This is a genomic window from Pseudoalteromonas sp. SWXJZ94C (assembly GCF_015864385.1).
GTDB lineage: Bacteria > Pseudomonadota > Gammaproteobacteria > Enterobacterales > Alteromonadaceae > Pseudoalteromonas.
In genome coordinates this window covers 1-12,715 of the sequence record NZ_JADYXF010000047.1, presented here as the reverse complement: position 1 = coordinate 12,715, position 12,715 = coordinate 1, and the positions used below count along the sequence as shown (strand labels likewise).

Annotated in this window: 9 protein-coding genes and 3 pseudogenes; 3 read left to right on the top strand and 9 right to left on the bottom strand. The window is 36.9% G+C overall.

Annotation, left to right across the window (positions count from 1 at the left end; all coding sequences use genetic code 11):
• Positions 1-129: 129 nt before the first annotated feature.
• Positions 130-1,392, top strand: coding sequence for a valine--pyruvate transaminase (locus I6F65_RS17580; RefSeq protein WP_197114170.1), 1,263 nt, complete (start codon positions 130-132; stop codon positions 1,390-1,392).
• 84 nt (positions 1,393-1,476) lie between these two features.
• On the opposite strand, the gene I6F65_RS17575 is transcribed toward I6F65_RS17580, so the two are convergent.
• The gene (locus I6F65_RS17575) at positions 1,477-1,944 is read right to left on the bottom strand and encodes a hypothetical protein (protein WP_197114169.1); all 468 of its coding nucleotides are present in this window, start codon (positions 1,942-1,944) and stop codon (positions 1,477-1,479) included.
• Between I6F65_RS17575 and I6F65_RS17570 the strand changes: the two genes are divergently transcribed.
• A complete protein-coding gene (locus I6F65_RS17570; RefSeq protein ID WP_197114167.1) occupies positions 1,929-3,119 on the top strand; it encodes a PQQ-dependent sugar dehydrogenase in 1,191 nt (396 codons plus the stop codon). The genes I6F65_RS17575 and I6F65_RS17570 overlap by 16 nt on opposite strands.
• 126 nt (positions 3,120-3,245) lie before the next feature.
• Here the strand turns inward: I6F65_RS17570 and I6F65_RS17565 are convergent, their stop codons facing one another.
• The 3 genes and pseudogenes from I6F65_RS17565 to I6F65_RS21855 form a co-directional block, all read right to left on the bottom strand.
• On the bottom strand, positions 3,246-4,010 hold the full coding sequence (locus I6F65_RS17565) for a hypothetical protein (protein WP_197114165.1): 765 nt from the start codon (positions 4,008-4,010) through the stop codon (positions 3,246-3,248).
• Between the two features lie 398 nt (positions 4,011-4,408).
• Positions 4,409-4,909, bottom strand: a complete 501-nt coding sequence (locus I6F65_RS17560; RefSeq protein ID WP_024612747.1) for an endonuclease V — start codon at positions 4,907-4,909, stop codon at positions 4,409-4,411.
• A gap of 347 nt (positions 4,910-5,256) precedes the next feature.
• Positions 5,257-5,994, bottom strand: a pseudogene (locus I6F65_RS21855) (transposase); the annotation flags it as partial.
• A gap of 298 nt (positions 5,995-6,292) precedes the next feature.
• Here I6F65_RS21855 and I6F65_RS17550 point away from each other — a divergent pair.
• Positions 6,293-7,888, top strand: a complete 1,596-nt coding sequence (locus I6F65_RS17550; protein ID WP_166109310.1) for a TerD family protein — start codon at positions 6,293-6,295, stop codon at positions 7,886-7,888.
• Between the two features lie 166 nt (positions 7,889-8,054).
• Here I6F65_RS17550 and I6F65_RS17545 read toward each other — a convergent pair whose 3' ends face one another.
• The 5 genes and pseudogenes from I6F65_RS17545 to I6F65_RS17525 form a co-directional block, all read right to left on the bottom strand.
• Entirely contained in the window at positions 8,055-8,300 is a 246-nt protein-coding gene (locus tag I6F65_RS17545; RefSeq protein WP_024612602.1) for a hypothetical protein, read from the bottom strand.
• A gap of 1,022 nt (positions 8,301-9,322) precedes the next feature.
• Positions 9,323-9,757 carry a hypothetical protein gene (locus I6F65_RS17540; RefSeq protein ID WP_197114163.1) on the bottom strand — a complete coding sequence of 145 codons (435 nt, stop codon included), beginning with the start codon at positions 9,755-9,757 and terminating at the stop codon, positions 9,323-9,325.
• 271 nt (positions 9,758-10,028) lie between these two features.
• Positions 10,029-10,658: a hypothetical protein gene (locus I6F65_RS17535; RefSeq protein WP_197114161.1), complete on the bottom strand. Its 630-nt coding sequence runs from the start codon at positions 10,656-10,658 to the stop codon at positions 10,029-10,031.
• A gap of 517 nt (positions 10,659-11,175) precedes the next feature.
• Positions 11,176-12,150 (bottom strand): annotated as a pseudogene (locus tag I6F65_RS17530) (transposase).
• A 113-nt stretch (positions 12,151-12,263) separates the two neighbouring features.
• Positions 12,264-12,398: pseudogene (locus tag I6F65_RS17525) on the bottom strand (transposase); the annotation flags it as partial.
• Positions 12,399-12,715 lie beyond the last annotated feature (317 nt).

The window sequence follows — 12,715 nt, the reverse complement described above, 5'->3', positions numbered from 1 at the left end:
TCGAGATAGATTTATTATCCAGAGTTCAGGTTAACTATAAAGCTAGGCATTGAATTATTCTCATCATCGAATTTAAGCCTATTATTTACGCTATACTGCCTTCCCCATTATTAACAAACGCTATGCATTATGAACTACTCAAACTTTGGCACTAAATTTACACAACCCAACGGCATTACCCAATTAATGGAAGACTTAGGCAGTGCTAAAAGCAGCAATAATCCCAATATTGTTATGCTTGGTGGCGGTAACCCCGCATTAGTACCGCAAGTTAATGAGGTTTTTTTAAGTGAATTACAAAAACTTGTTGCCAGTAATAAGGTATCGCAAGTATTTGGACTTTACGATGGTCCAACCGGTAACGACGAGTTTAGAGCAGCATTAGCAGGTCAATTAAGTAAAGAATATGCATGGGATATTAGCGCCGATAATGTAGCGTTTGGCAACGGCAGCCAAGCAAACTTTTTTGTATTGTTTAACATGTTTGCAGGCAGCATGCCTGATGGCAGCCATAAAAAGATTTTATTTCCACTCGCGCCAGAATATATAGGTTATGCCGACCAAGGTTTATCAGCCGATATGTTTGTTGCAGTAAAGCCTCATATCGAAATTTTAAATACAGGCGGTACATCAAAACAATTTAAATACATTATTGATTTTAAAGCGGTTGAGCAAATATTAGCTAACGACAGCAGTATTAGCGCGTTGTGCGTATCGCGCCCTACCAACCCAACAGGTAACGTAATTACCGACGACGAAGTAAAGCACCTTGATTTACTTGCTAAGCAATATGGCATTCCACTCATTATAGATAACGCGTACGGCGACCCTTTCCCAGGTTGTATTTACACTGATGCAAACCTAACGTGGAACTCAAACATTATTTTATGTATGTCGCTTTCAAAACTTGGCTTACCAGGTTTACGCAGCGGTATTGTGGTTGCAAACAATGAGATTATTAAAGCAATCGGACGTGTAAATGGCAGTATGGTTTTATCGCCAAACAGCATTGGACCAAGCTTAGTTACACGTTTAATTGACGACGGTGAACTACTCCCACTGTGCCGTAATGTTGTACTGCCTTTTTATCGTAATAAAGCACACATAGCGATTGAGTTGTTTGATGAAGTATTTGCCGATATGCCTGTTTACCTGCACAAAGTTGAAGGGGCATTTTTTATGTGGCTGTGGTTTAAAGATGCAAAAATGACAAGCGAAGCGCTGTATCAACAACTTAAAGAGCAAGACGTGTATGTAATTCCAGGTCACAACTTTTTTATCGGCATTGACGACAGCTGGGCGCACAAGCACGAGTGTATTCGTATTAACTACGCTACCGATGCAAATACCCTAAAAAAAGGCTTAGAAGCAATTAAAGCCGTTATGGCGTAAATTTATAAAACAGTGATTAAAGCTTACTATCGTGAGTTTTAATCACATCTTAAAAACCCGCTTATATAACCCCACTTAGCTTTATCAGGTAGATTGAGGCTCTTTTACTAATTTAGCTTTTAAGACCTTAGTTAACTTAGCAAAAACAAAACCACCCATGGCGCCTGCAAGTAATTGCGCATAAAATCCCCAGCCTCGCGCGCCCGCTATAATATGAATATTCATAATTGATTCAATGGCAATTAAAACAATAGCAAACGCCATAATGCCAGCAATAACAAATAGCTGAGTACTATATTTTTGAACCTTTTTATTAAGCTGTACCGTAACTAAAAAAGCGATGGCAAGCGCTACGGCAATAATAGCGCCATAGGTGGGTAATAAACCAACCCAATCATCAAGCGTTAAATTAATCCGATCGCTTAAGCTAACAACAACGCCTACATTAACTAATTGATTGACAACGTATTGGCTATGAAACAAGCTAGCAAGTGAAAATGTAAGTAACCAAGAAACTAAAAATGAAGGCAATATACGTGTTAAAAACAACATGGTTATCTCAATTTAAAATAAAGCTTTTCTCTTATGCAAGCCATGCTAGCAAAGGCTTGCCCCGTAAACAATGTATCTCTTTTTTTACTTTGCTTTCGCTTTTTTCGTTTTCTGTTAATGCAGGCGCTGCGTTACCAAATGAGCAATACAATACAAAAACACTTGCAACACAATTGCAGTCTCCGTGGAGCATGGTTGAACTGCCAAACGGCACATGGTTAATTACAGAGCGTGATGGTCACGTAGTTATCGTTAAAAACAATGCGCAATTAAGAGTAAAACTAGATCTGATCGGTTTATACGTTGCAGGCCAAGGTGGCTTGCTCGACATTGTGTTATCTCCAGATTATAACGACTCCAAAGAAATTATTTTTACCTACGCCCAAGGTGATGCTAACGCAAACAGGCTTGTTGTTGCCAAAACCACGTTTAATGGCAATAGCTTTTCAAAGCCTAACATTATTTATAAAGTAGCGACTGATAAAAATACACCGCAACATTACGCTGGTCGCGCCCTTGTATTACCCGATAACACCTTATTAGTTTCAACAGGTGATGGATTTGATTTTAGAGAGCAAGCACAAGTTATCACCAGCCAACTTGGTAAAATATTACGTATAAACTTAGATGGCACCATTCCAACAAATAACCCATTTATTAACCACGAAAACCCAAATGCACATGCTGTTTACTCACTTGGTCATCGTAACCCTCAAGGCTTAATTTATGATTACGATACACAGCAAATTGTTAGTCACGAACACGGCCCTGCAGGTGGTGACGAACTAAACTACTTAACCGCTGGCACTAATTACGGATGGCCTGTAATCACTTATGGTAAAGATTATTCGCAAGCGCGTATTTCACCATTTACCGAATATAAAGGCATGCAAAAGCCAAGCGTTGATTGGACGCCTTCAATCGCCCCTTCTGGTATGGCGTATTACGGCTCTAAACACGCCGCCTTCCCTTCATTACAACAACATGTGCTTATCACAACGCTAGTCGATAAAAAGCTCTACGCCGTTAATTTAGCAAATGGTGAATTTACGCAATCTCACGTATTTCCTGAGGCCGCAGGAAGATTAAGAGATGTGTTTGTTACAACTAAGGGGAATGTAGCGGTATTAACAGATGGTAAAGAGGCAAAGCTAATGTTGGTAATGCCGAATTAATTTGCATAAAAAAACTAACAATAAAACTAATGGCAAAAAGAAAGAGCTGAGCCAATTGTTACGCATTTTTTAATATCAAAAAAATCGAGTTGGTCGAAACTTTCTAATGGGCGATCCTATTCTTTTTTATAGCAATTTTTTAGCCTTACTAATATCTAATTCGTATTTGTTAATATTTGCATAAAACCTTGCAGCAGAAACTGCTTTATTAATATCTCCAAAATATACTTCATGCAAGCCGTCATTTTTATATTGAAGTATCATAAGATCATCTACCTTTTCGAGTGTGTTAGCAGATATAGCAACAAAACCCGTTTTTTGTGATGTAGTTTTAACACTGATTCTTCTCCCTGTTTTTGAGAGAACATCAAAACCATGTTGGTTTACAACATGTGAGATAGAACCGTCAATTATGAGTGCACAATAAAACTCACCTAAACGACCAATAAGGTGCCTTACTTCAGTTGGCTTTACACCCAACTTTTGAACTTCAAATCGAACTAAGGCTAAATATTTTTCATATAATTCTTTAATATTACTTAAAGTAAGTAAATCATCAAATTGTGCAATTCCTTTGCTATAACTATTATGTTCCCATGGTTTACATCGAGCGCATTCTTGAGTAAACAACCCATTTTTCTCGCCTTCCTGCTTTGTCCAATCACGTAGTGACTCGACATTAGTAGAACAAATTTTTATGTAACCTCTTTCAGTAAACCCACCCTCTTGAGCATTTCCTTGAAGTGTTGTTACATAACTGCAATCTGCGGTGTGAAGAACTCGATAATCTAATCGCTTACTTTTGGATGTATTAATAACAAACCCATTTGGATTCGACTGAATCCAATTAATATATTTATATTCATCATTGATAAATTCCGAAAAACTCATTAAAGCACTCCAAATGGGATAAAAAGGCTGTAGAGTAATTCCACAACCAAAAGTAATTAAAAAGCGAACCCTTAAATTAATCCTAAGTATTTAAAAAAAGGCTTTCTGTATCAGATCTTGATTTTTACTCATCTAACCAATCATCTACTCCACTTTCGCGTAGCTTTGTTGCAAAAGACGTTAAAGAACTCTATAACGTTAATTTAGATAATGGTGAATTAACGCAATCTCATATTTCCCCAAAAGCATCTGGTAGATTACGAAATGTGTTGGTGATGCACTGGTAATTTACATAGAATAGTCAACAGTAAAACCATAGGAAAAAAGAAAAAACGACTCTAATGTCATTTAATCAATTTTATAATAAACATGTTTTTCTTTGCGACCATCCAGAAATATTAAACAATTCCTCGACAAACTTGATCAGCTTTTTTTAACAAAGAAGGATTTCGATGCTTTCCATACATGCTAGCTATATATTCCTTTGCTAATGCTTGATCTATACCCGCTGCGGTAATATAAAGTGCTTTTTGACTATCTCCACGTAATAGTGCAAATTCATCAGAAATTTTTGCAAAAGAACGTTTTGCGACACCTATAACGGGTATTTCTTTATCTAATGCGTCGTAGAGATACTTCCCTAAGCCAGGTTGGCTTATACCATCTAAAAAAACGTAACCGTCAACCACTATACAACTTGGCTTATACTCAATCTCATTAAGTAACTTTAAAATACAAGGTAACTCTCTTTTATAAAAAGCCCCTGTTTCATATTCACATACATTACTTACGTTAGTTACTACTACGTTTGCAGCTTCACTGTCTTGCCAACCCTCAAACAACACACCAGCAACTGTTGCGCATGTTTCTTGATAATCGACATCTATTGCTAAAATCATATTATATCCCTATGAAATTATGTCCCTATGTGATTTTTCATTATTAAATTCAATATCACAATGTGGGTTTCGTATTTTTAATTCTTGCAGTATTGATGGTAACTTATGCAAGGTATACATTAAACTAAGCTATCTTAAACTAGACAGCCACTCCAATTGTAAACTAATCTGGCGCGCCACTAAATTTACTTTTTTGGGCTAAGAATTAACCTCTTTTTATACCTTTACTCGCGCGTCACACATTAAATAAGCCATTATCACTGTTAAGCCTAAATTACACGCATGAAAATGACTGCATAATGCAGTTGTGATTTGTTACTGAATAGTTTTACTGAGTAGTTTAAGTTTTATGCCAGTAGCTTTTCGCAGTTACTGATATTCGCTCGCCGCTTTCGGTTTAAATTTTCACAGTAACTTGCTTGTGAACTTGGCCTGCCTACTGGGCCATGAAATACACGCGTAAATTGTGTGGTGAGTTTTAACCAGTTTTCTGGAGAGATATTAACTCTTTCGAGTAAGGGTAAGTGTGTACTTTCAATATAACCGCGTTTGTCTTCTCGTATACAACGTCCTGTTAACTCAACAAGTCCAAGGTACGATTTAAGCTCAAACGGCAGCCCTTTTGGCATAATTTGACGTGACATGCCTGCAAAGCGCTGTAGTTGTTTTGGTTGCTTGCCATCCTTTGCATACGTTAAACGCTGTTTGATGCTGGTATGGTCTGACTCCTCTGGGGTGTTAGCCATTTTCGCTCTAATGGGGTTTAAATCGACATACGCCATGCAGGCCGAAAGGGCTGCTTCATCTAATAATGCTTGAGACGTAAATCGTCCCTCCCACAAAGTTGTATGGAACAACTTTGAACGCCTTAGGCGGCCCGAAGGGTGAGCGCCATGGATGGCAGCGAATAAAAACGGCCCGTGCAGTTATCTTCTTTATTTGCTCTGCGAGCAATGTTTTCATTTAACAACCGCATAAACCAGCTAATACTTGATAGGCGCGCGGTATTGTTTTACTCTTTGATTAAAAAAGATAAGTTCAGCTTTACTTAGCTTTTCACCCTGTATGTATTCTTGCGTAAGCAAAAAATAGGATGGTGTCACTATTATTCCACTTGGCAAGAATTAAGCATTTAAAAATTATTTTTTACCCCCATTACTGTTAAAATATTAGCAGTTGTTTTTATTGGTAAGGGGTCTGTCTCCAGTCGTGAGTTTTGTGTTAGCAATAGTGCAGTAGTCGCGATAAATAGTTAAGTGCTTATAAGCGTTAAACATTCAAATAATTAGTATCGATTTTATTAAATCTGTCATCTACTTAGGTTAATAACAAATAGCTGCCAAGTGGGTGTGAGTTTCATTTATTTATTGAAAGAAGTGATTTATGGCATTAGTGGTTGGTCAAAACATCTTAATTGAAAAGATTGGTTGTGTTGAAGTTAATTTTGCATGGCGTAGCTTGAAAAGTGACTTGAATTTGGCGATTCATGCCGTCGCTTTCTCTAATGGTGCTGTGCTTGCAGAGTCCCCTGTTGATCCCAAAAAGTGGACACAGCCTGATGCCGTAAATCAAGATAATTCTGGACGACATTTTACCATTCAGTTTCCACAACTTGCTTCAAAGGTTGATAGGATTGCTTTTTATGGTTTTTTACCTGAAAACAGTCATTATTCTTTAAAACAGATGAGCCATTTTCAAATTAGAGTTAACGATTTATCCCTCGGGCGATTAGCCAAAATGGATGTGCAAGCGTTTAATGAGACACATAAAGGTGTGTTGCTTTTTGAGTTTTATAAACATAACAACATGTGGAAGTTAGGCTATAAAAGTTTACCTTTGAAGACCAGTTATTTAACGACTTTAACCCAGTTAGGGATCCGTTTTATTAAGTCTGCTGCGTCTGGAGACTCAAAAGCTGCATCAATGCCTCAGCATGAAGAAAGTGAAGTAGAAACGGTGACTCATCCATTAAATAATAGTTTTATTGATAATGTTGAATTAAAAAAAGGTCAGAACTTATCACTAAGCGAGCACTTTAATCACTGCTCTGCGATCACCTGTAAACTTAATGTCGTGCCTAAAATTGATGATTTAGCATTAAATGTGGTCGCCATCAATCGTGATAATAAAGTCAATAATATTAAAGATTTTTTATATCACGAAAATACAATATTACGTGGAGAGGGGGTTAAACTCGATGATTCGGAGATTTCGATTAATATTGACCTCTTGCCATCAGATGTCACTAAAATTCAAATTTTAGTGACCAGACGAGCTAGCAGTAAGCGTATTAATAGTGCTGACTTTATTGAGTTGAGCTTGAGCAATACCTACACTGAACAAAAAATGGCAAAATATGTCTGCGAAACGACTGATAAAAATTATAATACGATGGTGTTGTTAAACTTTTATCGTCATCACAAAGGTTGGTCAATTCGAGCTGTTGGGCAAGGTTTTTCAACTGGTTTAGAGAAAATCGGAGAGCGTTATCAATTTTCACCCCCTAAATTACGTTATGTCCCTCCTCAAGCACCATTATCATCCATTTCATTAGAGCAAGAAATTGCAGCTTTTGAAGCAGAGAATAAAACGGCAGTAGATAAGCATAAAAAAATGCAGTCTTTATCTTATATGTTGATGGGGATAGCAGCATTACTTGTGCTGTTAACGTTTAGCCGTTTATTGTTTTTACCGCTTGCATGTTTATTAGGTGGGCTCGGATGGTATTTATTCCAGCGTGCTTCTAAAGCATTAAAGGCGATTCAAGATGAACGTTTTGAACGTTTAGTTTTAAATATGATCAAAGGCAATAACTATCAACTAACCCCCTTTGATATTGCGACTCACTGTCGAGTTAATATTGAAAGGGCAACAGAAATGTTAGACAAACTTTGTGGCCAGGGGCTAGGACATACTGCGATTAATAGAGAGGGTGCTATTTTTTATGATTTTTCTAGCCTTAAAAACTCAACGCGTTGATTTGCTTAAACATAAAGACCAAATGCAAAAATAACCCCCCCATTTTTTTATGTCTACGTTTTGAAACTTTTTTCTCTTCTTGATTCAAATACAAAAGCTCAACTCCTCGCTAATGACCTAACGAGCCTGTAGATTAACTCGTTTTTTTATTTATTTTTGTAGCATTTTACTCTCCCATTAGGTCTTCAAGTGATGGTGAATCTGGATCATATTTTTCATTTAAAAATGAATCCATCTCATCTTCTTTTTCCTCTATTTTCTTTAAAAAGAATTCATATGCTTCAGGTTGTAATATAACTCCTAAAACCTTTCCATTATCATCTTCGATAATGATATCTTCTCCCTCTAAAGGATCTGGGTTAATCACGCGATCCAATATTTGTTTAGGAAGCTCACTGCTTTTTATTTTCATCTGACTCTCCTTGATTTAGGATTAAAAGCTAACGAGCCTGTAGATTAACTCGTTTTTTATTTATTTTTATTGATAAACAAACCATAGCTGAGTTCCTATTTTGGTTCAATCGATTACTGTATTTTTACGCAGCATATAAAGAAGTGTTTAGTGTTGTTTAAATTGGCGTTTTGGACGGGATTACGAGTGGTTGAGTGGCTTTTATTTAGGTTAAAAGGGCTTTCCCTCATCAATGCATCGTGTTTTGCAGCTTTTCTATATTATGAACAAGGCAATACAGTTGCTGCACAATAAAGTGAAGGCATTCACTTTCATTTGACCTTGTAAGGTCAATTTATTCATGCCTTTATTCACCGTATCATTAAACTAGACAGCCACTCTAATTGTTTTATTTAAAGGAAAGCCGGTTCGATACAGTCGAGCCGTTTACCATTCTTTAATAAACAGCTGTCGTCGACCTATGGGGCTGTCTATTTTTGCTTTCATTTTATCTACATAGTTCAGCTTTTTGCATGATTCATTATTTATAATAATGCACTTTCATACTGTTTTTATTGACCTTTTTCGTAATAATTAGGATGGGTGTCATCCTAATTATTGCCATTCACTTTCATTTGACCTTGTAAGGTCAATTTATTCATGCCTTTATTCACCGTATCATTAAACTAGACAGCCACTCTAATTGTTTTATTTAAAGGAAAGCCGGTTCGATACAGTCGAGCCGTTTACCATTCTTTAATAAACAGCTGTCGTCGACCTATGGGGCTGTCTATTTTTACTTTCATTTTGTCTACATAGCTCAGCTTTTTGGGTGATTCATTATTTATAATAATGCACTCTTCATGCTGTTTTTGTTGGCTTTTTTCGTAATAATTAGGATGGGTGTCATCCTAATTCCTTTCATTAGGATGGGTGTCATCCTAATTCCTTTCAGCCTCAACGCCGCAATAAGCGGACTAAAAATTTGAGATAAAAGGAGCGAAGCGAACAGCCCCCACTTTTAGTCCTTGCTGATTTATTTGTTATGTACCTGTTGGCACCATTGCTTTTCCAACTTGATCTAAGTTTTTAATAAGTAGAAGTGCTTGCTGAGTAATATTATCCATTACATCAATATAATGTTGAAAACGTTCATTTACGGCTAGAAAACGCGTAGACTCCTCATCAAAGTCATGCGCAAGCCAATTTCTATCTTTTTTAAACTGAATTACTTGTTCAAAAAGTTTCTGATCTAAGCAATCGTCTTTTTTAATTGCATTAACAATATTACCCATTGCCTTAGATAAGTAAAAATTTGCTTTTTCTTTGCTTTTATCTTTACTCCAACCAGAGTTAACTTGATGATAGACAGAGTAAAAATATACAAGGGAATATTGTACTTTTTGTCCCATGATAAGTGCTAAGCCTACTTTCTCGCATAATTCTCTAAATTCCAGAGGTTCATCAGGAATCACCATACTCTCCTAAGGTACATCACGAGGTTGTAGAATAACTCCAACAGCCAAATTCAATTATAAACGAGTTCCTGTAATTAACTCTAAGCGTTTTTAAAGCATTAGGTAATGCATTTGGAACCCATAAAATAGGCTTTTTTTCTCAAAAATGAGTAATTCTACAGCCACAACGCCCGCATAAGCTGCGGAGCATGTTGGACGCTTTTTTGCGTCATTTTCTTTTTAACAAAAAAATCGGACAATGTGTAACGTCAGATTTAATGCGTTTGTTAAGTTATTTTTTTAATTTAGTTTTAAGATAGTTAGACATATAGTAAAGTTTCTCACTACTTAAGCCCCACCCTAAATTTACCCTTTTACTTCCCTCTAAAGACAAGTGTTTTTTTTGACGTGAATAACTCTCTGTGATTCTTTCGATGTTTTTCCATTCAAATCTTCGATACCAACCGATAGATCCGATACCAATAAAGACAAGAGTTTTACCATTTTCACAGCTCACATTCGTTCTGCCAAATACACTCATTAGCGTAAAACTTATTAGAACAACGCTTCCTATTAAAAAGGGTAAGCCAAACAATGATTTTTGAAGGTCAAATTCACCATTTGCTAATTGGGTACCATAAATACCAGAAAGTGAACTACCTACCCAAACAAAGGTGAAAGGAACAAGAAATAATGCTATAAGACCTCTATTTGAGGCATTAATTGACCAATTGCCCCCATGCTCATCCACTTTTACCCCGTCAATACTTTGTGTCGTATCAAACTTTTTACTAGCTGATGTCTCTAATAAAGAAGAAAGCGATATGAGGCTTTCACAACTCAAACAATAAGCAGTATCTTTAGATACATTGATATTTTCAGCATCTATTTTTCTTTTACATTGATTGCAATTGACTTCCATATGAGATGAATACTCCAGTAACTTAACGAGCCTGTAGATTAACTCGTTTTTAAATTTGTTTTTATTGATAAACAAACCATAGCTGAGTTCCTATTTTGGTTCAATTGATTACTGTATTTTTACGCAGAATATAGAAGTGTTTGATATTGTTTTAATTGGCGTTTTGGAAGGGATTACGGGTGTTTGAGTGGCTTTTATTTAGAGTAAGAGGGCTTACCCTTCTTAATGCATCGTGTTTTGCAGCTTTTCTATATTATGAACAGACCATTAAACTAGACAGCCACTCCAATTGTAAACTAGACCATTAAACTAGACAGCCACTCCAATTGTAAACTAATCTAGCGCGCCACTAAATTTACTTTTTTGGGCTAAGAGTTCACATCTTTTTATATCTTTACTCGCGCGTTACACATTAAGTAAGCAATTATCACTGTTAAACCTAAATTACACGCATGAAAATGACTGCATAATGCAGTTGTGATTTATTACTGAATAGTTTTACTGAGTAGCTTAAGTTTTATGCCAGTAGCTTTTCGCAGTTACTGATATTCGCTCGCCGCTTTCGCTTTAAGTTTTCACAATAACCTTCTTGTGATGCTGGCCTGCCGACTGCACCATGAAATACACGCGTAAATTGTGTGGTGAGTTTTAACCAGTTTTCTGGGGAGATATTAACTCTTTCGAGTAAGGGTAAGTGTGTACTTTCAATATAACCACGTTTGTCTTCTCGTATACAACGCCCTGTTAGCTCAACAAGTTCAAGGTACGATTTAAGCTCAAACGGCAGCCCTTTTGGCATAATTTGACGTGGCATGCCTGCAAAGCGCAGTAGTTATTTTGATTGCTTGCCATCCTTTGCATACGTTAAACGCTGTTTGATGCTGGTATGGTTTGACTCTTCTGGGGTGTTAGCCATTTTGGCTCTAATGGGGTTTAAATCGACATACGCCATGCAGGCCGCAAGGGCTGCTTCATCTAATAATGCTTGAGACGTAAATCGTCCCTCCCAAAAACGGCCAGTGCAGTTATCTTCTTTATTTGCTCTGCGAGCAATGTTTTCATTTAACAACCGCATAAACCAGCTAATACTTGATAGGCGCTCGCGGTATTGTTTTACTGTTTGATTAAAAAAGATAAGTTCAGCTTTACTTAGCTTTTCACCCTGTATGTATTTTTGCGTAAGTACAGTGCCTTTACACAGCTTGTGCCAGCGAATAACAATCGCTTTATCATTCAGCCGATTCGCTTTTTTGTCATCAACATACAACACTAAGTGCGTATGATTGCTCATGACAGCATAAGCACAGACGTCAATACAAAATACCTTGGCTAACTCAAGCAGTTTGTCTTCAACCCAGCCTCTACGATGCTCGTAGGATTGACCTGTAAAGTGGTCTTCCCCACATAAAAATGCACGGCGTACGCAACGTGATATGCAATGGTAGTACTTTGTATCAACCAAACTTACTTGGCGCTTTCTTGCAATTGCCATAAGACACCCTGCTTATTTTTCACACTGATAAAAGCCTAGTACTTAGTTCACTAAACTGCAAAAAATATGATGGGTGTCACTGTTATTTTCTCAAGCATTTTGCCTTCAACCTAGCCTCTACAATGCTCGTAAGACTTGCCTGTAAAACGGTCTTCGCCACATAAAAATGCACGGCGTACACAACGTAATATACAGTGGTAGTACCTTGTATCAACCAAACTTATTTGACGCTTCCTTGCAATTGCCATAAAACATCCTGCTTACTTTTCACACTGCATAGAGGCTAGCCTCTATGCAGTGTGAAAAGTGCAAAATTTAGAGTGGATGTCTGGTTAATTTTTTCATAGAGCGATAAAACCTCCGTGAGATATAACGAATCTGTAAATTAGCTGGTTTATTTATCTTGATAAACAAACCATAGACGGGTTTCTATCTGGGTACAATCGATTGTTGAATGTTTACGCGTGATATCAAAGCTCGCATTAAACTAGGGCGTGTTGATCTTTGCGGTATAAAAAACAAACAGCATGAGGATGAGGTATAATTGAATTCGCTAAAAAACGTT

Bases quoted from the DNA above. Each gene is read 5' to 3' on its own strand.
- I6F65_RS17580 (WP_197114170.1), top strand. From the start codon at position 130: ATGAACTACTCAAACTTTGGCACTAAATTTACACAACCCAACGGCATT.
- I6F65_RS17575 (WP_197114169.1), bottom strand. From the start codon at position 1,944: ATGTTGTTTTTAACACGTATATTGCCTTCATTTTTAGTTTCTTGGTTA.
- I6F65_RS17565 (WP_197114165.1), bottom strand. From the start codon at position 4,010: ATGAGTTTTTCGGAATTTATCAATGATGAATATAAATATATTAATTGG.
- I6F65_RS17560 (WP_024612747.1), bottom strand. From the start codon at position 4,909: ATGATTTTAGCAATAGATGTCGATTATCAAGAAACATGCGCAACAGTT.
- I6F65_RS17550 (WP_166109310.1), top strand. From the start codon at position 6,293: ATGGCATTAGTGGTTGGTCAAAACATCTTAATTGAAAAGATTGGTTGT.
- I6F65_RS17545 (WP_024612602.1), bottom strand. From the start codon at position 8,300: ATGAAAATAAAAAGCAGTGAGCTTCCTAAACAAATATTGGATCGCGTG.
- I6F65_RS17540 (WP_197114163.1), bottom strand. From the start codon at position 9,757: ATGGTGATTCCTGATGAACCTCTGGAATTTAGAGAATTATGCGAGAAA.
- I6F65_RS17535 (WP_197114161.1), bottom strand. From the start codon at position 10,658: ATGGAAGTCAATTGCAATCAATGTAAAAGAAAAATAGATGCTGAAAAT.